Source organism: Vibrio satsumensis (genome assembly GCF_050337435.1).
GTDB lineage: Bacteria > Pseudomonadota > Gammaproteobacteria > Enterobacterales > Vibrionaceae > Vibrio > Vibrio satsumensis.
Map to the genome: position 1 here is coordinate 518990 of NZ_JAKJSX010000003.1, position 23566 is coordinate 542555.

Sequence of the window (23566 nt, forward strand, 5' to 3'; positions counted from 1 at the left end):
CCAAGAATGAGAACATTATGAGATCTCGACTGGTATTATTTGTTGCCATTGCTGCCTTAATTGTGGGCGCACTAGGCGTTGTCGATTTGTTGAAGAGTGAACCTCAGCCGACAACGACCACTGAAGTGGTGGAAGAAAAAAATGAAGAGCATGTTGCCGTTTGGATGACCACGGAACCTTATGAAAAAGGACGTGCGATTGATGCGCAAGGTGTCGTAAAACAACAACTCCCTCTTAGTGAAGCATTAACGATGGGTGTTAGAGAAGATGCACAAATCAGCTTTTCGCCCTCCATTTTGCTCAATCGCAGCCTTAACGCAGGTGAGGTTGTACTGCCTGAATATCAAGTGACGCCAGGCCAGCCCGGATACATCGACCTTTTGGTCACGGAAGGCATGACGTTATACCCACTTAAAGTCAGTGACAAAAACCTAATCAACGATTACATCCGCCCTGGAACGTCCATCGATATCCTCACTGTGAGTTCTCCAAACGATAACTTAGCCGGAATTATCGATAAGCCGAAGCGCTTTAGAGGTGTGAAGGCGTCAATGTTCCTTAAAAACGTCAAAGTACTCAACATTGGCAATGACGCCACTGGCGACAGTTCTATTACCGCTCGCGCTCCGAGTAAAGAGGATGGACTGACTACGGTGGTCATCGAAGTTAGCCCCGACGAGTTACCAAAACTTGCGCTAGCACAACGAACAATGCACATCGAAATTTACCGAAGCCAAACCTACACGCAACCCGAGTTCGCGGAGGTGCGCAATATTATCGATAACTATACAGGGATTGCTGAGTTACGTGGTAACGAGAACAATCCGAGAGAGGCTTTGTGATGATGATTCACCATCGAATCAAACAAGTACTGTTTGCTTCCATTCTAGCGCCACTGATTGGCTTACTTTCTATAACAAACGCTTTTGCCGCCGATCGCTCCATCACGCTCAACGATGGTCAGCACATCCAGTTAAAAAATCCGATTGGCCAAGTGTTTATTAATAACCCTGACATCGTCGACTACAAAATAATCAACGACAACACGATCGTTGTGTTCGCCAATGCTATTGGGCAAGCACGACTGATCGTCTACGGCATTGATGGTGATGTTCTGCTTTCCGACCGCATTATTGTTGATTTGGATTTAACGGATATTAGAAGACAACTCAAATTTCATTTCCCTGATGCCAAAGTCAAGGTTCAGTCTGTGGGGGAGCAAGTCGCCGTGAGTGGTCTCGTTGATTCCGAAGCGACTCGTGACGACATCTATCGTTTGGTTGCCACTCTGCTTGGACGAGAAAAAACAGAGAAATGGGACAAAACGGTGAAGCTGGAGTTTAAGTCCGATAGCTCAAATTATGAAGAGCCCGAAAGCATGGTGTTTGCCCGCAATATGACGTGGGAAGGGATCATCGAACGCATTGAAGTTGCAACGACTCAGCAAGTGAACGTCAAAATATCAGTAGCGCAAGTCACCGAATCATTTGGACAAACTGTTGGTGTAGATTGGAGTTCCGTCGGTTCAAGTGTTGGTGAATTTGTTTTCGACCAGTTCGACGCTGCAAACCTAAGCACGTTAATCACTGCATTAGGCAATGACCAGATTGCAGAGGTTCTGGCTGAGCCTAACTTAACCGTGTTATCCGGTGAGTCGGCAAGCTTTCTCGTTGGTGGCGAAGTGCCGGTTATCGTCTCTACCAGTAGCAACGTAAACATTTCATTCAAAGAGTTCGGCATCAAACTCGACCTTACAGCAAAAGTGCTTAGCCAAGACAAGATTCGAATGCAGCTAGCGCCTGAAGTGAGTGAAGTAGAAGGTTATGTTGAAGCAGCAGGCATCAAAGTTCCGCAACTGGCTTCACGACGCGCCATGACAACTGTTGAGCTAGCCGATGGCGATAGTTTCGTCCTTGGTGGTTTGATGAGCAGTGCCGATCTGGAAAAAATGCAAAAAATCCCTTTTGTTGGCGACATACCAGTACTCGGTGCCGCATTCCGAAAAGCGACCACAGAAAGAAAACGAACTGAATTGATCATCGTTGCGACCGTGAATCTTGTGGAACCGATCAAGCCGAAAGACATTCAACTGCCTTACATCAAAAAGACTTCTACATTAGCGCGTTGGCTAAACATTAAGTGGGATGGTAAGTCGGTGACGTCTTCCGATGCAACGATTCGTCTGTTGTCGCAAGGAGGGTTTATCCAATGAAGAAATTATTACTGATGGCGTTATTTACCACGTCACTTTTTGGCTGCGCCTCTGAGCAATATTTTGTCGGACAGGGTTCTGAAGCTTTTGTGTACAAAGAGCACCACAGTTTTGAGTTTGCGATGAAAAACCGTTCTGAAACGACTAAACAGATTACAGCCTTGATTCAAGATATTGAGTCGATGGACAAAGAAGCGACCTATGTTGTGGATTACAAATCATCTCGCAGCAAACAGATGTTGCAGGCGATCTTCGAACAATATCCTTCACACCTTATTGCACCACAAAGAGTGACGTATCGAAACGCTCAATTGTTGCCTAGCGATCTAAATATTCAGGTGACGTTAACGCGTTTGAAGACTCAAGAGTGCAAGCCAGCACAGATTCACGCTCGGTTGAGACAGCAAGATTGTTTTGTTGAATCGATGCGTTTGAAGCAAGTGGCTTACAAGTCTCGATTGGTAGGAGAACAATAATGTTTGACCTGACTAAAGCATTAACAACAAAGGCCAAGCCAACTCCGACCGCAACAACAGGTGTTGCGGGGTGCACTTTGTTTTATCAATCTCAAGAGTGTTTAGACCTTGTTCAAGAAGTCTTTCGATTTGAAGGGTGGAATGATCCAGCTTGCGTCAAAGCCAAAGCGGGATTGACCAAACTGACAGAGCAACAGAGTAGCCATATCGTTATTCTGGAACTTAATGAATCGACCAATGTTGTTGAAGACGCTAAATCTTTTGCCAGCAAACTGCCTACCCACAAAGGTGTGGTCGTGATTGGTAAAGAAGACGCCATTTCTACGCTTCGTTCGCTTAAAGACATGGGCTTTTATTACGTTTTCTGGCCAGTGAACAAACAAGAATTTGCGGACTTCTTGAACCACGTTAGCAAGAACCTTAAAACTTTCTCTGGTGTAAGCCAGAAACGCAAAGCGAAGCGCGTAGCAATTGTTGGTGCCAAAGGCGGCGTTGGCGCGTCGTTTATCACCACTGAGTTGGGATCACTGTTATCAACGCAAGGCTCGGACACGATTCTTGTCGACCATCAATATGCCGATACCAATATTGATGTCTTGCTCGGCCTCAAAGACTTTAAACCGCGAACCATTGATGAGTTTACTGCGCCATTGCATGAAATGGATGAAGAAGGGGCGTTGAGTTACTTAATTAACGCACGAAAAAACTTACGTCTGTTGGCTATTGATGGCGACATGAGCCAAACCGATGTTCTTAATTACAACCAAACTTTGTGTGAGTTGTTAGCGCGCAACGCCAACTTCATTATTGAAGATTTTTCAGGTGGTGTGGACTTCAAAGTTGAACCTCAACTCTTGGTAGAAAACTTTGATGTGGTGGTTCTGATTTTAGATGCTTCGGTATCTTCAGTAAGAAGTGCGAAGCGACTGTTTGAAAAGATCTCTAGCTTGCAGCTTACGTTATCCTCTCGTACGCGCGTGATCACTGTGGTGAATTATCACCGTCCGGAAAATGCTTACGTTTTACAAAAGCCCGACCTGACTAAGTATTTAGGTGCCAATGTCGATCTAGAAGTGGATTACTGTAAAGCGCTAGCGCACATCATTATTGATGGTAAACGCGGGCACAAGCATGACCGCCATATCAGCCGTTCTATGGAGCAATTGGTGAAGCTGATTAATGGTCAACCTATGGATCAGAAAGGCATGAATTCTTGGCTGAAAAAGGTGCGTGCTAAATGAGTTCTAATAAAGACTTATACCTCGCGTTTCGTGGCCAAATATTTGAAGCCCTAGATGCAGAAGCGGTTCAGAAAATGAGCCGCCGAGACCTCGAATCTCAGATTCAAGCAGCGGTTGATCTACTAGCGAACAGTTACCAAAGGCCGATCACTTCGATGATGAAGTCAGGCTTGGTGAAAAGCCTTATCGATGAGCTATTTGGTTTGGGTCCTTTACAGCCTTTGGTTGAAGACCAGTCTATCTCCGACATCATGGTGAACGGGCCAAACAACATCTTTTTCGAACGACATGGCAAGGTCAAAAAATCCGAAGTCTCGTTTGTGAACGAAGAGCAGTTGCTCGCTATTGCCAAGCGTATCGCATCACGCGTTGGGAGGCGTGTCGATGAACTCTCTCCTACGGTCGATGCCAGGTTGGAAGACGGCAGCCGTGTGAACATCGTGATCCCTCCGATTGCTTTAGATGGCACAGCGATTTCTATTCGTAAGTTCAGAGAGCAGAACATCGGCTTTGAAGATTTGATTGGCTTTGGGTCGATGTCTCCTGACATGGCGCGAGTGCTGATGATCGCTTCGCGCTGCCGCATCAATGTATTGATCTCTGGCGGTACTGGCTCAGGTAAAACCACTTTGCTCAACGCTTTGTCTCAATACATCGCTGAAGATGAACGTATCGTCACGATTGAAGATGCGGCCGAGCTGCGTCTCCAGCAACCCAACTTAGTTCGACTGGAAACACGTACTTCAAGTGTTGAACAGACCGGAGCAGTTACCCAGCGAGAGTTGGTGATCAACGCGCTTCGTATGCGTCCAGACCGCATTATTCTGGGTGAGTGTCGTGGCTCTGAAGCGTTTGAAATGCTGCAAGCCATGAATACGGGACACGATGGCTCAATGTCTACATTGCACGCCAACACACCGCGCGATGCGATTGCTCGTGTTGAATCCATGGTGATGATGGCGAACTTGAATCAACCTCTAGATGCGATTCGTAGAACGATCGTCAGTGCCGTTCAAATGATTGTTCAGGTTAACAGAATGCGCGATGGGTCTCGTAAGATCACGAGCATTTCTGAAATTGTCGGCCTTGAAGGTGAGAGTGTAGTGATGGAAGAGATCTATCGCTTTCGTTATGACGATGCGCATTACGGGGAAAACGTTAAAGGCGAATTTGTTACTGACGGCATCATGCAACGTTCTGAGCTAGTCAAAAAAGCGCAATTTTTCGGGCTCTATGACGAGCTCATCGCCGCGTTTAAGGGGGCATAATATGCTTTGGGTTTCATTAATCCTGTTCGCGTTTGTGCTGCTTTTGATCCGAGATTCAAAGGTCAAAAAGGTCTACCAGTTTTTCAATATCGAAGAAGCGGAGGCTGAAAACTTTAATGCGATTAACGTGAAGTCATTAGTGCGTAAGCAGGGCTGGCAAAAGTTCAAAGATTCCATCTCACCAACATTAATGGTGTTGGGTCCACGTTCGACGTTATACATCGCGCTCTATATTACGGGCAGCCTGATTGCATCTTGGTACATCGTTACCGATCTACTCTCCATCACCAACTTTTGGTTGGTGCTTGGCTCTTCTTTGATGTTTACCTTCTTCGGCTATCGTTTTCTGGTAACAAGAAGGCGTCGAGATTTTGAGAATACGTTCCCTGACGCGTTGAATATTCTAATGAGTGCCGTCACCGCGGGTGACAGCTTAATGCAAGCTATCAGTTATGTAGGCGATGTCATGCACAACCCGATTGGCCGCGAGTTTAAGCTAATGGGAGAGCGACTGAAGTTAGGCGAATCTCCAGAAGTAGTACTTCAACGATCGTGTAAAAACTACCCTTATCCAGAGTTTCTGTTTTTTACCGTGACTATCCGGGCGAATATTGCTCGAGGTGGCCAACTTAAGGGCGTGTTAGCACGATTGATTAGGGTTTTGGTTGACTCTCGTACACTAGAGAAAAAGAAGATGGCGATGACTTCGGAAGCTCGAATCTCCGCCAAAATCGTTGCAGCTATTCCTCTGATTTTTATGATTATTCTTAACTACGTTAACCCTGCGAATGTGGATTTCGTTCTCTATGACCCTGAGGGAAGAATCGTATTGTTTTATGTACTGGGTAGTGAGCTGTTTGGCTTGTTCATTGTTTGGTTATTAGTAAGAGGAGTACGTGCATGATGTTACTGGCTTCCCTTATTGTGCTGTTTTTCTCTTTATTGTTTTTAATCGTCGATTCGATTCGTAAAGAGCAACGACACAAGAAAGTTGCACTCTACATTGGAGACGATGCTGTTCGTGCACCTTCACGTGTAAACCGATTTTTTGTTCGTTTTGGTAAAGAACATCGACACGAACTCGAGCAAAAAATGATTGAGGCCGGCTATTACAACACTGAGTGGGCTAAATTCTACTTCCCAGCCAAGTTATTGGTATTGGCGTTGATTTCAGGGTTGGTGTTATTAGGGGATATGACATCAACCAACAAACTGCTCGTGGTTATTTTCTCGTTGATTGCTGTCATCGTTGTGCCAGATACCTTGCTGCAAATGCGACGCAAGATGTTGATCAGTAGAACCTCGGCTCAACTGCCGTATTTGCTCGACATGATGTCGGTATGTGTGCAAACCGGTATGACGATTGAAGCCGCGCTGGTTTATTTGGGCAAAGAGTTAGCTGAATTTGACTCAGACCTTTGTTACCAAATTAAGCGCACATCGGATTCTGCGAAAATACACGGACTTGAAAAAGCGCTCAATGATCTGAGTGAACGTATCCCGACGCCACCAGTACGAAGCTTCGTACTGACTATAATCCAAAACTTGCAATACGGGACATCCGTGGCGCATGTGTTAAGTGATCTCGCAGAAGATATGCGAAAGGTCCAGATTCTTACGGTCGAAGAAAAGGTGGGCAAGCTTTCTGCGAAGATGAGTGTGCCTTTGATCCTCTTCATCATGTTCCCGATCGTTATCCTGATTCTCGCGCCGAGCATCATGCAAATGACATTGAGCATCTAGGGAGAACTACGAATGGTTGGAAAACGCATCGGTTTCATTTTGCTCACGTTGAGTGTGTTGGCGGGCTGTCAATCGGCCCCTTCACCACAAGACCAGCAGCTTGGCGACGTGACTAGCATGGAAAAAGTGAACAACTATGATGGCTTGATTAGCTATTACAAAGCTGAATTAGAGCAAGGCTCCGAAGCCCCAGAAGTTAAAGAAAAATTGGCATGGGCTTATTTCTACAAAGGGGATATTGAATCGGCTGACTTTTATGTCCAACACTTGCAAAAACAGGGGTTCGAAAATCCCAACTTGTACCAATTAGAAGGCCAAGTGTTTGATGCAAAAAATGACATTGAAAGTGCCATTTCTGCTTACTTAGCCTCTATCGATGCTGGAAACAGAACAGGGCAAATTCACGTCTTGCTCGGTGTGTCTTACACCAAAGTTGGGAAATACGACGAAGCACAGAAAGAGCTCAACCAAGCTCGTTTACGCGGTTATGACGATGTCGTTGTTAAGAACAATATCGCAATGATTCAAATGGCCAATGGTGAGTATCAACAAGCGATTCAAACATTAGCCCCTGTGTTAAAAGAAGATCCTGCGAATAAAACCGTTAAAGCGAATCTGGCGATTGCCCTGATGAAAACCCAGCAAATCGACTCGGCGAAAAAGTTGCTTAAAGGCGACTTCTCTGCAGAAGAGATCCAGAACATCGCTGCTGAACTAACTCAATTGGGAGTTAATGATGAAGCGTCTTAATAAGCAGAAGGGCGTGACGGCGATTGAGTTTGTACTAGGTGCGCTTGTTCTGTTTTTTGCCACCTTTGCGATCTTCGAATCGAGTTATCAAATTTACGTTGTGAACATGACCGAGTATTCGCTGAGAGAAACCATCAGGAACACCAAAATATATGAAGGTAAAGGGATCAACGAGCAATACGAGAATAAGTTTAGGTCGTTAATTGAAGACGATGACAATCTTTGGAGTTTCTTAATTGATAGCTCACGTTTTTCTATCGCAGGTCAGTACTTCAAAACCTATGACGATTTCATCGCGAACAGGGGGCACTCTGATCAAGGCTTGAACTTCAATTACGACTTGGCTGAGATCACCGTGACCTACCGCTATACCACAGTCATTAAGCTGGCCGGTGCTGCGGATAGAGATATTTCAAGCACCATGGTTTTGAACTTAGAACACGAGGGGTGGGAAGATGATTCTCCGTAATCAAGGTGTGTATGCGAAACGTAGTCAACAAGGCTCTTACACCATTGAGTTAGTTTTCATTCTTGTGGCCTTATGGGGCGTTTACCTGTTTGCTGCAGACCTGAGTTATCAGCTGCTCGTGCGTGCCAAGCTCGATCGATCCAGCTTTGCTTTGGTGAATGTCATTAAAGAGCGTACTCGCTACTTTGAAGCCGACGTGTTGGCAGGACAAAACCTACCCGTAACCAATACAGAGTTAGAAGAGATGGCGAAAGTGGCAAGTCGAATGCTCAATACACCAGTCGATAACGTGGCCATCAAGATAGAGTCACTGACCAATAAAACGAATGTCGCTGAATTCTCAACCAGCAAGTATCGAAGCTTAAATTGCCAAACCGATTCGATTCTAGATCATGCAGATTTGACGCCCGTAGAGAAGGGAGTCGTGTATCCATTGTACCGCATCAGTCTTTGTGAAGAGGAGAGCTCTTGGTTCAAACCCTTCTTCAACGGTGGTACGAGTACCACGGTCAAGGTTGGCTCATCTTCAACAATGCCAGGGAGATAGTGAAATGAAAATGCAGCATGGGCGTCATATCAATCGCCAGCATATCAGTCTCCAAAGGCAACAAGGGGTTGCCGCAGTGTGGATGGGCTTATTGCTTGTTCCAATCATGGGCATGACTTTTTGGGCGGTGGAAGGCACACGTTATGTTCAAGAGACCAGTCGATTAAGAGACTCCGCAGAGGCTGCAGCCATCGCAGTGACTATTGAAGATCAACCGGATCAGGCTCGAGCGCTTGCGACCAAGTATGTCGAAAACTATGTGCGTGATATCAAATCAACCAACCTTTCTGCAGACCGTTTCCACCAAGCGGAAGACGAGGGTGCTGGGGTTCTTGAATACATCCAATACACAGTGAATGCCAAGACGACACACGACTCTTGGTTTGCGAGTAGCTTTATCCCGTCTTTTGATCAGCAGCAAGACCTGGCGGGCCGTTCGTTAGCGAGAAAGTATCCGGTGTATCTTGGTGATAACAACATCGACATTGTTTTTGTGTCGGACTTTTCCGGTTCAATGAACGACAGATGGGGTTCAAATCGAAACAGAAAAATCGACGATTTGAAAACCGCCATCGATGAAATATCCAGTAAAATTCTTTGCACATCGATTAAACAGGACTATGTCGATGGAGAGTGGAAATACGTTTGTGATGAGCCCGGAGAAGATACCACCGGAGACAAGCTGCTTAACCGAGTTGGCTTTGTGCCATTTAACGTTCGAACGAGGGAAATCGTCTCGGGTAATAGAGCCAACGCAACCAGCCAATTAAGCTACAAAGATAACTATAAAACCTACGTATCACCTTATTCCTATAACGATGTTAACTGGAATTACTGGCGTACGTACTCTCAAAATGACGTAATCAGATGTGCTGATCGACAGTCACGTTGCAATAATCCAAAGGCGGACAATCAAAAGTACGCCAAACGTATTAAGGATGTGATTAATCAAGATAATTACCGAGTTGCTGACGTATACAACTATGTAGATTTACCGACATCAGTGTCGACGATGTTTACTGATAAGTCGGGGTTAAAGCCTGATTTCTATGGTGTGAGTGGAACAGAGCTATTTAATGCGCATGGCTCTTCCGATTCATCGCAGTTTTCCAACATTCGCTTATCGAACAAGCTTTCAGATTTGAATCCGATTAATTCGATGTGGGCAGATGGTGGTACGGCTGCTTTTCAAGGCATTTTGAGAGGTTCTCAGGTGCTCCATGACGGTGACCCGAACAGTTCCGATCAAGAAGAGCAGCAAGTCTACAACAAGAAAATCAAGATGCTGCTGATCTTAAGTGATGGGCAGGAAAGCCCAAATAACGGCATTCTCAAAGGGTTAGTCGATAGAGGCATGTGTGACAAAGCAAGAGAAGAGATACCAGGCTTATACATAGGTGTTATCGGAATTGATTTTCGAGCATCTCAGCAAAGTGGTTTTCAAGACTGCGTTGTCGACCCAAATGAAGACATTATCGATGTATCTAACTTAGATGAATTGATTGAAAAGATAGAAGAACTCATCCGTAAAGGCTCAAAAACAAGCGGAATAACTAAGTTGTACTAGAGGAAAATATGAAAAAGTTAATGATCGGTTCAATCGTCATATCGACATTGCAATTTAGCCTTATCGCCAATGCAAAAGAAGGCATCAGTGTTTATTGCGATACTTTGTTCAGTGAGTATCAACACAGTGTCACGGTTGATGATGTCGTTGGTATCGCACAACACAGGCAGGGCTTTCTACAAATAGAGCAGTCGTCTGACAGCAGTGAGCTAAAACAAGCGTTAGCTGGTCAATCCAATCTAGGTATGAACCAGTCAGGATGTAAGACTTGGATCAGTAACCAAGAGCGTCAAGGCTTATTGGCTCGCCTTCATTTTGGTTTTGACCAACACAACTTAACGCCGATGGGCAGTAAAGCATTGAGCCAACTCGCAGGCGAGTTAAAGACTAACGGCAGCGCGATTACGGTGGATGGCCACACTGACAGCACTGGCGAAGCAGGTTACAACCAAGCGTTAGGGCTTCAAAGAGCGCTGACTACGTCGGACGGTTTAATCGCGGATGGTGTCGAGAAAAATCGCCTTGTGATTCGTTCGTTTGGTGAAAGTGAACCGATCGCGTCTAACGCAACGCCAGAGGGTAGAGCGAAGAATCGACGCTCAGAAATTTGGGCCTCTACGAATGATGCTTCTGAATTAGAAAATTAGGATGTAGGGCTTGGTTGTTGCTGAGTGGTAGGCAATAACCGCCCTAGATGATAGCTCTCGGGATTTTTGTTACAACGTATACTAATGAATGTTCGATTAAGTTTAACTGTCTGATACTAAAGAAATATAAATGCTTTTTGATAAGTTCTCTTCTGAAGGGATGCAAAGAAATATCGATGTCGATACTTGGGTATCTATATTGGATAACATACGAGACATAATGGACGCATCGAATGCGGGCATCATCATGATCTCTGATTTGAGTTGCTCTGGTTCTGAGAGCGTGTGGAGCTCCTCAAACATATCGTGTAACCAACATAAGAGCAAAATTAGCCTCTTTTGTGAGTATGTGCATAACGAAAATCGCACGGTCTATTTGAGTGGTCACGCTGGTGGTGATTCCGTTTCTGCGAATGGTAAGGATGCCTATAAGTCTTTTTGCGGGGTTCCTGTTAGGGATATTGATGAAGAAGTGTTTGCGGTGCTCTTGGTGTTTGATTTAAGCCCAACAAGGTATACCGAAAGCCAAGTTAACTTGATTGAGAACATATCTACTCTATTGCGTTCTGAAATTTTGTTAAAAGAAGAGAGCAGGATTTTATACAAAAACAGTCACTTTGATATCATGACGACGCTGCTTAATCGAAGGGGCTTTTTCCATGAATTCAACAAAGCAAACATCAGCGATGGAGAGATCGTTTGTTTGTATTTTGATTTGGATAACCTGAAATATATCAATGATACGTATGGCCACTTCAAAGGTGATGATTACATATCTGGCTTTGCGTCATGTATTAAAAACAATTCAAAGTACAACACTATATCGGCCAGAGTCGGTGGTGATGAATTCATCGTCGTCATACACTCAGAAGAGACGGGTTATGCTTCTGAGTTGGTCAAAAAAATTCACGCTGAATTTCATGATTTCATTAAAAGTTTTCATTGTGATGATGAGGTGCCACTCGGTTTTTCATATGGTTGTGGTATCGCTGACTCTCGGAACTTCAATATCATTAATTTAATAAAGTCGTCCGATGAAAACATGTACCTCAATAAAAAAAATAAGATTTAGCCGTTTGTGACAGACGTAAAAAAGCCCACTGAATGTGGGCTTTGATGTAGATGTTGTACCGTCTTCTTAACTAAGCTCGAATGATCATTTGCTCGCGTTCAGGACCTACCGATACCATTACAATTGGCACGCCCATCAACTCTTCGATACGAGTTACGTAATCTTGTGCTGCTTGAGGAAGGCTCTCAAACGTGCGGCAACCCGTGATGTCTTCATCCCAACCTGCCATATCTTCATAAACAGGTTTTAGCTCGGCAGTTTGCGGCCAAATTGGGTTCTCTGTATGTTCACCTGAGTAAGCCGTACAGATCTTAAGTTCAGATAAACCAGACAAGCAATCAATCTTAGTCAGTGCGATCTCAGTCGCGGCTTGCAGGTCAACACCGTTGCGAGTTGCTACTGCGTCGAAGTAACCCATATCACGTGGACGACCTGTTGTTGCACCGTATTCGTTAGAGCTTTCGCGGAAGCTGTCTTGCTCTTCCATTGCCGTAACAAGCGTGCCAGTACCCACTGATGAGCTGAATGACTTAGCAACGGCAATAACGCGCTCAGGACGAAGGGCTGGTAAGCCACTACCGATACCTGCGTAAGCTGCAGTTACATTAGAAGAGGTCGTCCATGGGTATTCACCGTAGACAAGGTCACGACCTGCACCTAATTGAGCTTCAAATAGTAAGTTTGCGTCTTGTGATTGAAGTGCTTTAAGCGGCTCAGTCACGTTGCAAATGAACGGACGCCAAGCTTTAGTCACTTCAAGCAGCCACTCTGTCATTTCAGAAGCGGTTTGAGTGAAGTCACATTGAGGGTATAGCGCTTTGAGCTGAGGCATCTTCCAATCAAGCAGGAACTGAATGCGCTGCTCTAAAATCTCAGGTTGATTCAACCAACCCACAAGAATGCCTTTCTTCATTACACGGTCGCCGTACGCTGGCGCAATACCTTGACGTGTTGAACCGTAAGCACCATCGCCTAAACGTTCTTCTTCAAGCGTATCTTCAAGGGCGTGTAAAGGTAGACACAGTGTCGCACGGTCTGAAATCGCCATTTTCACTTTGATGCCAGCCGCTTGTACTTCTGCAATCTCTTCAGTTAGCGCAGCAGGGCTGATCACCATACCTGGGCCAAGAACCGCCGTACAATCAGGATTAAAAATACCACTTGGTAGCTGGTGCAGTTTGAATGTACCGAAGTCATTTACTACGGTATGGCCAGCATTGTTTCCGCCTTGAAAGCGAATGCTAGCAGAAGCTTGGTCTGCTAAAAAATCGACGATGCGGCCTTTGCCTTCATCACCCCAGTTTGCGCCCACAACAACGATAGATGGCATAACTTTTCTCCTGACTGATTGAGAAATCATGTTAGGCCTACAAGGTGGATAAGAGAAATTAATTATCTTTATTATCTTGATAAGGATTTCATATAGCTCTAAAGTCTAAACCGACAAGCGAGATTCCCTATCACGTTCGTCCCTCACTGTAGGGAATGACGGAAGGGGCATTCTTCATTTTTAGGGAATGATATAAGTGACACGAGAGAGAGGACATGATGCTCGATATTAATTTGTTGAAGACGTTTGTGACGCTTGCGGAGTACAAGCATTTTGGGAAAGCGGCCAATGCGCTTCATATGACACAGCCCAATGTGAGTTTGCACCTGAAACAATTAGAGCAACAAACACGTATAAAGTTAATAGAGAGAAGCCCATTTCAATTGACTCAAGCGGGTGAGCGGCTATTGGAAACAAGCCAAAGAACGCTACTCGAACTGCAGATTTGTCAGGCCGATCTCAATGCCATCAACGACCTTAAAATAGGGACGTTAACCATTGCTGTGAGTGACATCATTTCTCGATTCTTGTTGATTCGTCCGTTCCAGAAGTTCAAAGCGCAGTATCCCGGTATTGACCTTACGCTATTGAATACCACCTCATCTCAGGCATCGAGTTTAGTTAAAAATGCACAAGCGGATATTGGTTTTGTTATCGCCAAAGAACAGCACAACGAGTCACTCTATTTCACTAAGCTGCAAGAGCTTTCTTGGTGTGCGCTTGGCGATGGGTTTGATATCCAAGACTCAGGTGCAGAGCTCTCTTTGATTTTACTTGGCCACGATACGAGAACGCGTGATTTCATTGATGAGGGTTTACCAAGCCTTAATCTACCAAGTTATAGGGTGATGGAAGTAGGGAGTGTTGACGCTCAAATCGACTGGGCAGAAGCGGGTTTTGGTGTGGCTATTGTCCCCGAGTTTGCGATTTCAACGAAGCAGCACTTGAATTCGAAAGTGACACCATTAACCAACTTCTCGAGCACTAGCCTTGGTTACATCGTGAGGCAGAATCAAGTCTTATCTAAAGCGACCAAGCAGTTGTTAGGCTGGGTGAATGATGAGATTACCCTGTTGCAAAACCAATAATTCCATATCTCAATTAGATCTATCTAGGCCCGCCGCGTGTGGGCTTTTGTGTGTCGGTAAAGTACCGTTCTTGCTCAGAGCAGTAGGCTATAGAGATAACTTAAAGCTCTCATCATCCATTCCTTCCGTAAATCAGAGCCTCAAAACTCATCGTTGACAAAGTTTGACTATCAAACTAAATTTCAAAGAATTACTTTGATGATCAAATTACTTGTTAATCAAAGTTATCTTAATAAGAAAGATCGTCTAACTACTAACACAATCTAAGGACGCCATTTTGAGTTTTCCAACACGTCATCAACACAACTTCTCTTCACACAATCAACAAGGTGAAAAACGCACTTTCTACGTTCTCTTGTTAACCATCATCACCATGGTTGTCGAGATTATTGCAGGTACTATTTACGGTTCTATGGCGTTACTTGCTGATGGTTGGCACATGGGAACGCATGCTGCAGCGTTTGGTATCACCTTGTTCGCCTACCGTTATGCGAAGAAGCATGCTGACAGTGAACGTTTCTCTTTCGGTACGGGCAAAGTCAGCGTATTAGGCGGGTACACCAGCGCGATTGCATTGGGTATTGTGGCGTTGTTGATGCTGGTGGAGTCAGTACATCGCTTGTTCAACCCACAGGCTATTCAGTTTAATGAAGCGATTATTGTTGCGTGTATTGGTTTGACAGTGAATGTCGTGAGTATGTTTTTGCTAGGGGATCATCATCATGACCACGGACATGATCATGGACACGAACACTCTCATTCTGAACATAAGGGACACGAACACTCTCATTCTGAACATAAGGGACACAACCACAATCATCAACATGATGGGCATCAAGAACACACTGAGCACAAAGGGCACCATCACGATCACAACTTGCGTGCGGCCTACATGCACGTCTTGGCCGATACATTGACTTCTCTGTTGGCGATTGTTGCTCTGCTATTTGGTAAGTTTTACGGTTGGAACTGGTTGGATGCCGCAATGGGTATGGTTGGTGCGGTTGTGATTGCCAAATGGACAATGAACCTCATGAAACAGACAAGTCCAATCTTACTCGATCAGAATATTGACGATGAGTACCGTAACGGCATAACTGAAGCTTTAGCTCCTTATGCAGCCGTAACCGACTTACATATGTGGAAGGTGAGTGGGCATCACTACTCAGCGGCGATTACTCTTGAATCAAACAGCGACAGAAGCGTCTCTGAATATAAACAAATGCTCGCCAAGTTTGATAAGATTAATCATCTTACTCTTGAAGTACATTCAAATGACCATGCGAAATATAGAACAGCTTAACCAAATACTGACTGAGTTCTACGATAAAATGTCTTCGTGGGAGCAGTCTGTTGTCAAAGAGACGGGTTACTCCCTGGCTCAAGTACACACCATTGAAGTACTTGGTATGCATGGCGCGTTAAGAATGAAAGAGCTCGCTGAAAAGTTGGGTATCACCACGGGTACACTTACCGTTCAAATCGAAAAGTTGGTTAAAGCAGAATTGATTGAACGCCATCAACACCCAACCGACCGCCGAGCAATTGTGGTTGCTTTAACTAATGAAGGCCAAAAAATCCACGTTCATCATAACCAACTCCACTTGAATTTGGTTAATGAGTTGACGCAAGACATCGAAGAAGACGAGAAAGTGGTGTTATTGAAGTGCCTAACCAAGATGGTAAAAGCGTTTTAGTTAAGTTCGCACCCTAACTTATTAGCGGCAAAGCGATTGATTAAGAAATCCAAAAATGGACCTGACTCGAATTAAGTCGGTCCATTTTTCTCGTCGTTTACGCTCGACAGTACAATCACCAATCGATGGATTCACAGTTTAAAAAAACAAGTCAAAATCTCCAATATTGCGCTTCGCTCTTGCTCCTTTTATGAGCCAAAAAAACGTCATTTCTAACCCTTCGGTCAATAATGGTCCAAAGTGTTTTAATTCAAAGTCTTATATAGCGGGGTGTTCAGGCCTTCACGCTCCGTCAAATAGCTGTCTCTCACTTTTATCATTCAACTAATGTACATGTATTCAATTTGTGTTATTGATGCATTTATCTTTAGTGGGAAGAATCATTCTCTGTTTGAATACCATTGAGAATGTCACTGCTGGTGGACTAAACAGTCGCTAGGTTTAGTGCTCATTACTGATACAAAAACCATAACCATAACCATAACCATAACCATAACAATAACCAGGTCGCACGAGTTGTATTCCATGCTTCGATGCGATCAATTAGATACTCATAGTTAATTTAGTAAAGACGAGCCACGTATATGAATATAAAGAAAAAGCTCTATTCGTTGGGGATGTTCTCCATCTTCGGCATGATTTCACTGTTGTTTACCACATCGCAATTTGCAGACACCACCGCTCAAATGAGCGAAGCCAAACAAATCACCAAAGAACTTGAAGTGCGACTACTCAATCTTCGCCGTAACGAGAAAGATTTCCTATTACGTAGTGATATGAAGTACCTCGCCAAGTTCGACGTAAACTACAATAAATTCTTAGCGTCTGAATCTGAGCTTAATGCGGTGCTCAGTGATTTAGGTTTAGCCAACAGTACACACCTACGTGAAGACATCGAAACCTACCACACAAGCTTTGTTAACTTAGTAAAAGCAAGTGAAGTCTATGGGTTAGCGCGAGACAAAGGCTTGCTAGGCGAGTTTCATGTTTTGCTCGATAGCATTAGCGCGACAGCCAGTGCTGAACAAAAAATCGAGCTTTACCTGTTTAATGACTTAATTGAGAAGGGGAAGTTTGACCCGAGTGTTCTTTCTATAACTTCGAATATGATTAGCTCAGCTGCTTTGATAGATGCTGCTCGTCAAGTGGTTGAACAGAAGCGAGTGATTGGCTTGAAGCACAACGAAGGTCTGCTAGGCGAAGCCCGCTCTGGTTCACACGCTATCGAAACTCAGTTTAAAGAGTTTTCCGCTGTATTAGACCAAGAAACCCAACAAGAGATGGACAAACTATCGCTGATCAACAACATCCTTTGCGTCACGCTACTCGTGTCGATCATTCTGTTCAGTTGGTTAATTGTCCGTTCTATTATCGGCAAGATTGAGTCACTGCTTTCGGTGATTCGCAACATCGTTGATTCTAACGACGTGTCTATTCGTTCGCACCTTGATGGCAAAGACGAACTCGGCACTTTAGGCCAATACTTCAACCAATTGCTTGATCAGCTAGAAGGCTTGATCGCGGCATCTCAATCTAAGTCACAGCAACTGACACAAAGCACGTCGAACATGCATGACGAGCTAGAGTCAGTAATCAAACAGTTTGAAGTGCAAGCTAACCATACCTCAACCATGACAACCTCAGTGCAAGAGATGGTACTCACCATTGGCGAGATCTCTGAAAGTACATCGGTTGCAGCGGAAGGTGTACATCAAGCGAAAGTGAATGCCGATAAAGGACGTGAAGTGGTGGTTGAAACCATCAGCAACATCACCCAGTTATCTGAACGCCTTTCAAGCAGCCAAGATTCGATCAGTTCACTGAACCATCATGTTGATCAAATCGGCGATGCAGTAAACATCATCCAAGGTATTGCAGAACAAACCAACCTATTGGCACTGAACGCTGCAATTGAAGCAGCACGTGCCGGTGAACAAGGTCGTGGTTTTGCGGTGGTTGCCGATGAAGTTCGAGCGCTGGCAAGCAGAACGCACCAATCAACGACTGAAATTACCAGTGTAGTAACGGCAATTCAGAGCCAAATGAATGCTTCGATGACAGAAATTGGTGAGTGCAATCAACAAGGTCAATTAACACTAAAAGATTCAGAAGAACTTGATGCAAGCCTGCAGCTTATCTTAAGCGACATGGAAAGCATCCAGGGCAACTCTGAGCGTATTGCATCAGCGATTGAAGAGCAGGGTGCTGTTATGGCACAAGTGAGCGACTCAATCACCGAGTTAAACACCATTTCAAGTGATAACAACGCTTCGGCGCAACATTGCTTAGTTGAAGTGGATAAAGTCGCAGAGCAAGCCCATGAGATGGATAAAGCGGTGGCGCAGTTCAAGACCTCTTAGAAGCAACCTAGTTGCATTAAGGAAGAGCAGCCAAACAACTTAATAGAAAGGCGCGGGTTATCTGCGCCTTTTTTGTACCTGATGGATAGGCAAGTTCATGGACAGGTATAAATAAGAATAAGGCATTCCAAAATAGACTTAAGTATCTGTGAAATATAACTAAAATAATGACAGACTATCGAATAAACGAACGTATTGGCGCGTTTCTGGCAAACGGTTAAATCTATAGGAAGAGGAACAACATGCACTACGACGTATTTAATGGAGATGCAGATGGCATAATCGCGTTGTTACAACTGCGATTAAGTGAGCCGAGAGAGAGCGTGCTCATTACTGGTGTAAAGCGTGATATTAAGTTGGTCTCTCAAGTTGTTACTCAAATTACGGAGCCGGGCAAACAAGGTGACGTTTCATCCGTTACCGTTTTAGATGTGTCGATGGAGAAAAACTTATCTGCATTGCACTCACTGCTAGACGCCAATATTAATGTATTTTATTGCGATCATCATCGAACTGGTGAGGTACCTGACTCTAGCTATTTGGATACTCTGATTGATACCGCGCCAGAGAGCTGCACGAGCTTGCTGATCAACCAGAAGCTGAATGGTGCGCATGTGGCTTGGGCAATCGCGGCTGCCTTTGGTGATAATCTAAAAACTGTGGCCACACGGCTAGCGGATGAAAATGGATTCGATCAATCGCAAACAGAGTTTTTAGAAGAGCTAGGTACCTTAGTTAACTACAACGGTTACGGTTCGTCACTCAGTGATTTGCATTTCACGCCAGCTGAGGTCTACCAAACCCTTTATCAATACCCGAATCCGTTTGATCTTTTGGATGATAAAAACTCTGTGTTTTATCGACTACGAACTGCCTATCAAAATGATCGCCAGCAGCTATCAAACCTTGTTCCTGTTTATGAAAGTGAAGTCGCACGTGTGTTTGAACTGCCAGGTGAGACTTGGGCAAGGCGCATCAGTGGCGTATTTGGTAATGAAATCGTCAATCAAGATCCAAACCGAGCGCAAGCAGTATTAACGAAAAACAAAGATGGAAAGTCTTACACGGTGAGTTTACGGGCACCATTATCAAACAGAATAGGCGCGGACGAAATTTGCTCAAGTTTTGCAACTGGTGGAGGAAGAAAAGCAGCGGCTGGAATTAATCAACTTAATGAACTTGATAAGGTGAATTTTATTTCACTATTGGACGCATATTATTCATCTTGTGCTGAGGGTTAACTGAAAAATTCCTGAGGTATACATCCAAAATTCCACAAATTTTCACTCCTATATTCCGTTATACGTGTGTATTTCTAGCACATGTATGACGATTATATCCAAGCTATTTTAGTGATGTCACTCGCAATGGTATCTGGTCTTAGGTCAGTGATTACGGCATGTTTGGGGTGATTTTTGCCGATTTAAAGTTCGTTTTTTCCTATTGGTTATTTTTTATGTTTTTGGTTAATTATCTTAGTGAATTAAGGTTGATTAAATATTTGCTCAGTCAATGTATTTGGTTGAAAATAACAGATTTTAGCATTTCAATTTGAATGAAAAGTCAAAATCATATTGATTCTGATATTCAATCTGTGACTTAAAATCACAAGTTAAATCAAAGGTCATCTTTTCCTATAAATTCCATTACTTCTCTATAAATATTCATGATTAAAATGAATTGGTTCGGTTGTGATTGGCACAGCTGTTAAGTAAGGAAGTGGGACTAATGTTAAAACGTAAAGCTCTACAATTAGCAGTATCGGTCGGCATGGCGGCTATGTCTGGCGCTGTTTATGCGAATGGTTCAGATATGACGAATCCAGATTCAGGCGTCGTAGTTGGCTATTGGCATAACTGGTGTGACGGTGGCGGCTACCAAGGTGGTAATGCGCCGTGTGTGACGCTAGATGAAGTGAACCCAATGTACAACATCGTGAATGTATCATTCATGAAAGTGTACGATGTAGCGGATGGTCGAATCCCAACTTTTAAACTGGACCCAACGGTTGGGCTTTCAGAAGAACAATTTATTGACCAAATCTCTGAACTCAACAAGCAAGGTCGCTCTGTACTGTTGGCTTTGGGTGGTGCAGATGCACACGTAGAGTTAGAAACAGGTGATGAAAGAGCCTTTGCTGATGAGATCATTCGTCTCACGGAGCGCTATGGCTTTGATGGTCTAGATATCGACCTCGAGCAAGCGGCCGTTACCGCTGCAAACAACCAAACTGTGATTCCAGATGCGCTGAAGCTTGTGAAAGATCACTACCGTGCTGAAGGCAAAAACTTCCTTATTACTATGGCGCCAGAGTTCCCGTACCTAACGACGGGTGGTAAGTATGTTCCTTACATCGATAACTTGGAAGGTTACTACGATTGGATCAACCCGCAGTTTTATAACCAAGGTGGCGACGGCATCTGGGTTGACGGCGTAGGCTGGATTGCTCAAAACAACGATGAGCTGAAAGAAGAGTTCATTTACTACATCTCTGATTCTCTAATCAACGGTACTCGTGGTTTCCATAAGATCCCACATGACAAGCTCGTGTTCGGTATTCCTTCAAGTATCGATGCTGCAGCGACGGGTTTTGTGCAAGAGCCACAAGACTTATACGACGCGTTTGATAGCCTAACGGCGCAGGGGCAGCCTTTACGCGGCGTAATGACTTGGTCTATCAACTGGGATATGGGCACCAACAAAGCCGGACAAGCATACAACGAACAATTCATCAAAGACTACGGTCCATTTGTTCACGGGCAAGTGACACCGCCACCGGTTGAAGGTGAGCCTGTATTGAAAGGTGTTGAGAATACACGTGTTCTTCACGGCACTGTTTTTGACCCAATGGAAGGCGTGACAGCAACAGATAAAGAAGATGGCGATTTAACTTCATCTATCGATGTTGAAGGCTATGTTGAGACCAGTGTTATTGGAACTTATGTGCTGACTTACCGCGTAAAAGACAGCGACAACAATGAAACAACCAAGGCAAGAACGATAGAAGTTTACAGCCAAAAACCTGTTTTCGATGGCGTGTCGGATACTACTGTAGTGCTTGGTAACTCATTTGACCCAATGGCGGGTGTTACAGCAAATGATGCTGAAGACGGTGACCTAACAAGTTCAATAACACACACTGGTAGTGTCGATGTGAATGAGATAGGTAACTACACGCTTGTGTATAGCGTAACAGATAGCGCGAACCAAACTGTAACCGCTGACCGTAAAGTGTCTGTGACGGATGGTTCTAACTGTGCTGCTGCATGGGATGCCGACACCGTTTATGTTGAAGGTGACCAAGTATCGCATGATGGAGCAACGTGGGTTGCAGGTTGGTATACTCGTGGCGAAGAGCCGGGAACGACAGGTGAGTGGGGCGTTTGGAAAAAAGCGTCAGACAGTTCATGTGGCGGCAACCCTGATCCAGGTGGTGATTTAGAGCTAAGTGTATCTGGTCTTCAGTCGGAATACATTCTAGATAATGGCAATGTACGTTTACAGTTCACACTAGCGTCAAACGAAGCGCTTGATGTCACCGCAACGGTGAGCAATAGCTCGGATACTGTTGTTGAACAGACTAACGTGAATCTAACTGATAGCCGCACGATTACTATGGAGCTGAGTGATGTTGCAGAAGGTCAGTACCAGCTTGAAGTGGTTGGTACTGCGACAGACGGTGAAATGGTGATGGTCGATAATTCATTCGCTATCAAAGAAGAGGGCGGTACAACGCCACCTCCAGGTGATTACCCGCCATATGAAGCCGGCACAAACTACGCAGCAGGTGACATTGTGGTAGGCAGCGACAATGGTCTATACGAATGTAAGCCTTGGCCATACACGGCTTGGTGTGCAAGCGCATCTTATGCTCCTGGTGACAGCCAGTACTGGCAGGACGCTTGGACAAAGCTTTAGTCTTATAGTTTAACGATAGCAATATAAAGTAGACGATCAAAGAGAGGCCATTGTGCCTCTCTTTTTTATGTTTAAACATTTCTGATTTAGAACTTTGATAACCGTCTTGATCTCAAACTCGGTACTTTATATCACCTTAGATAACACTATGACGCAATGTGATATTGGATACGCGATAAAAATAAAGGCAAATATGGGTTCTTTGTTGATCTATGTGTTTAGACTAATTTGCTGCGTATCGACTTCTCTAGATTTTCACACACGTGATCAGCGCATTGCCGGATTGAGTATCCCAAGGTATCAGTTTGTCGTAATCGTGCTCGAATATATTAACCTCGAAGTAGGGCTTCAATATTTCGATTAATTCCTTAAACGAGAATGCCACCATCGGGTGTTCATCATTCCACACTTGAGTTTCACCCGCGGTCGTCTTTTCAATACTAAGCTTTAGCGCTTGCTTATCACCCTGACCAGAGTAATACCAACCAGAACGGAACGTGAAATCGTCTTTGTCTTGGTTTGTTGTGTGTCTAACAAATAGGTCGTTACTGATCTTGTCTTTATCCACCACGTTAAAACAGAAAATGCCTTCAGGCTTTAATGCGCGATGTACACTTTCAATACACTCTTTAAGTTTCTCTAGGCCATCGTTGTAATGGATGGAATACAAGAAACAAGTGATAAGATCGAGTGGTTCAGTGACCTCAAAGTTACTCATGTTTTGTACTGAGAACTTGGCTTCTGGGCAGCGAACTTCTGCGATGTCTAACATCGGCTTGTTAAGATCTAGGCCACCGCTTTGGTAACCAAAATCAATAAAATGACGAACGTGTGGGCCAGTGCCACAAGCTAAGTCGAGGTGTGTTTTTCCTTCATTTCCAAAGATTTGATGGAGTCTACGGACGCAGTTACTTTGCGCTTGGTAGTCAATATCTACACACATTAAGTCATAGTAACCGGATAGGTCGGTATAGAGTGCGTTAGCGGACATGTTTGCCTGCAGCATAAGCTGAAAAATTAGGGTGGCGCATCATATACCGAAATGCAGAGAACGCAATCAAATATCGATCAATATAAGCGCTTTAATTGTTGGTGGTTGTACTTTAATTGTGGACGGTGGAGTTCAATTCGTGCAGTTAGTCGACTGACTTTACGTATATTTAAACTATCTCCGGATTATG

Annotated in this window: 21 protein-coding genes; 19 read left to right on the forward strand and 2 right to left on the reverse strand. The window is 44.3% G+C overall.

The window, feature by feature from the left end; all coding sequences use genetic code 11:
* The first annotated feature begins 17 nt into the window (after positions 1 to 17).
* The 13 genes from cpaB (at position 18) to L4C44_RS02550 (ending at position 11992) form a co-directional block, all read left to right on the forward strand.
* Complete coding sequence (cpaB, locus tag L4C44_RS02490) at positions 18 to 842, forward strand: Flp pilus assembly protein CpaB (RefSeq protein WP_428804294.1); 825 nt, start codon at positions 18 to 20, stop codon at positions 840 to 842.
* Positions 842 to 2212 carry a type II and III secretion system protein family protein gene (locus L4C44_RS02495; RefSeq protein ID WP_428804349.1) on the forward strand — a complete coding sequence of 457 codons (1371 nt, stop codon included), beginning with the start codon at positions 842 to 844 and terminating at the stop codon, positions 2210 to 2212. Before cpaB ends, L4C44_RS02495 begins: the two co-directional genes overlap by 1 nt.
* A complete protein-coding gene (locus L4C44_RS02500; RefSeq protein ID WP_428804295.1) occupies positions 2209 to 2688 on the forward strand; it encodes a hypothetical protein in 480 nt (159 codons plus the stop codon). The genes L4C44_RS02495 and L4C44_RS02500 overlap by 4 nt, the downstream gene beginning before the upstream one ends.
* Positions 2688 to 3929 (forward strand): CpaE/TadZ family protein, encoded by a 1242-nt coding sequence (locus L4C44_RS02505; protein WP_428804296.1) that lies wholly within the window; start codon positions 2688 to 2690, stop codon positions 3927 to 3929. The genes L4C44_RS02500 and L4C44_RS02505 overlap by 1 nt, the downstream gene beginning before the upstream one ends.
* Positions 3926 to 5197, forward strand: coding sequence for a TadA family conjugal transfer-associated ATPase (locus L4C44_RS02510; RefSeq protein ID WP_428804297.1), 1272 nt, complete (start codon positions 3926 to 3928; stop codon positions 5195 to 5197). Before L4C44_RS02505 ends, L4C44_RS02510 begins: the two co-directional genes overlap by 4 nt.
* Before the next feature lies 1 nt (position 5198).
* The gene (locus L4C44_RS02515) at positions 5199 to 6101 is read left to right on the forward strand and encodes a type II secretion system F family protein (protein WP_327783887.1); all 903 of its coding nucleotides are present in this window, start codon (positions 5199 to 5201) and stop codon (positions 6099 to 6101) included.
* Positions 6098 to 6940 (forward strand): type II secretion system F family protein, encoded by an 843-nt coding sequence (locus L4C44_RS02520; RefSeq protein WP_176681342.1) that lies wholly within the window; start codon positions 6098 to 6100, stop codon positions 6938 to 6940. Before L4C44_RS02515 ends, L4C44_RS02520 begins: the two co-directional genes overlap by 4 nt.
* A 12-nt stretch (positions 6941 to 6952) precedes the next feature.
* Complete coding sequence (locus L4C44_RS02525) at positions 6953 to 7690, forward strand: tetratricopeptide repeat protein (protein WP_428804298.1); 738 nt, start codon at positions 6953 to 6955, stop codon at positions 7688 to 7690.
* Positions 7677 to 8159: a TadE family protein gene (locus tag L4C44_RS02530; protein WP_428804299.1), complete on the forward strand. Its 483-nt coding sequence runs from the start codon at positions 7677 to 7679 to the stop codon at positions 8157 to 8159. The genes L4C44_RS02525 and L4C44_RS02530 overlap by 14 nt, the downstream gene beginning before the upstream one ends.
* Entirely contained in the window at positions 8146 to 8706 is a 561-nt protein-coding gene (tadF, locus tag L4C44_RS02535; protein WP_428804300.1) for a tight adherence pilus pseudopilin TadF, read from the forward strand. Before L4C44_RS02530 ends, tadF begins: the two co-directional genes overlap by 14 nt.
* A gap of 10 nt (positions 8707 to 8716) precedes the next feature.
* Positions 8717 to 10273 (forward strand): TadE/TadG family type IV pilus assembly protein, encoded by a 1557-nt coding sequence (locus L4C44_RS02540; RefSeq protein ID WP_428804350.1) that lies wholly within the window; start codon positions 8717 to 8719, stop codon positions 10271 to 10273.
* An 8-nt stretch (positions 10274 to 10281) separates the two neighbouring features.
* Complete coding sequence (locus tag L4C44_RS02545; protein WP_372384246.1) at positions 10282 to 10920, forward strand: OmpA family protein; 639 nt, start codon at positions 10282 to 10284, stop codon at positions 10918 to 10920.
* A 130-nt stretch (positions 10921 to 11050) separates the two neighbouring features.
* Complete coding sequence (locus L4C44_RS02550) at positions 11051 to 11992, forward strand: GGDEF domain-containing protein (protein ID WP_428804301.1); 942 nt, start codon at positions 11051 to 11053, stop codon at positions 11990 to 11992.
* A gap of 70 nt (positions 11993 to 12062) precedes the next feature.
* Here L4C44_RS02550 and L4C44_RS02555 read toward each other — a convergent pair whose 3' ends face one another.
* Positions 12063 to 13322, reverse strand: coding sequence for an adenylosuccinate synthase (locus L4C44_RS02555; protein WP_019826682.1), 1260 nt, complete (start codon positions 13320 to 13322; stop codon positions 12063 to 12065).
* A gap of 215 nt (positions 13323 to 13537) precedes the next feature.
* Here L4C44_RS02555 and L4C44_RS02560 point away from each other — a divergent pair, with 215 nt between their 5' ends.
* The 6 genes from L4C44_RS02560 (at position 13538) to L4C44_RS02585 (ending at position 22385) form a co-directional block, all read left to right on the forward strand.
* Complete coding sequence (locus L4C44_RS02560; RefSeq protein WP_428804302.1) at positions 13538 to 14410, forward strand: LysR family transcriptional regulator; 873 nt, start codon at positions 13538 to 13540, stop codon at positions 14408 to 14410.
* A gap of 277 nt (positions 14411 to 14687) precedes the next feature.
* Positions 14688 to 15713 carry a cation diffusion facilitator family transporter gene (locus L4C44_RS02565; protein ID WP_428804303.1) on the forward strand — a complete coding sequence of 342 codons (1026 nt, stop codon included), beginning with the start codon at positions 14688 to 14690 and terminating at the stop codon, positions 15711 to 15713.
* A complete protein-coding gene (locus L4C44_RS02570) occupies positions 15691 to 16107 on the forward strand; it encodes a MarR family winged helix-turn-helix transcriptional regulator (RefSeq protein WP_428804351.1) in 417 nt (138 codons plus the stop codon). The genes L4C44_RS02565 and L4C44_RS02570 overlap by 23 nt, the downstream gene beginning before the upstream one ends.
* Positions 16108 to 16742: 635 nt before the next feature.
* Entirely contained in the window at positions 16743 to 18467 is a 1725-nt protein-coding gene (locus L4C44_RS02575; RefSeq protein ID WP_428804352.1) for a methyl-accepting chemotaxis protein, read from the forward strand.
* Positions 18468 to 18709: 242 nt separating this feature from the next.
* Positions 18710 to 19708, forward strand: coding sequence for a DHH family phosphoesterase (locus L4C44_RS02580; protein ID WP_428804304.1), 999 nt, complete (start codon positions 18710 to 18712; stop codon positions 19706 to 19708).
* A 487-nt stretch (positions 19709 to 20195) separates the two neighbouring features.
* A complete protein-coding gene (locus L4C44_RS02585; RefSeq protein ID WP_428804305.1) occupies positions 20196 to 22385 on the forward strand; it encodes an immunoglobulin-like domain-containing protein in 2190 nt (729 codons plus the stop codon).
* A 247-nt stretch (positions 22386 to 22632) separates the two neighbouring features.
* Here the strand turns inward: L4C44_RS02585 and L4C44_RS02590 are convergent, their stop codons facing one another.
* On the reverse strand, positions 22633 to 23376 hold the full coding sequence (locus tag L4C44_RS02590; RefSeq protein WP_029235856.1) for a class I SAM-dependent DNA methyltransferase: 744 nt from the start codon (positions 23374 to 23376) through the stop codon (positions 22633 to 22635).
* Positions 23377 to 23566: the final 190 nt, after the last annotated feature.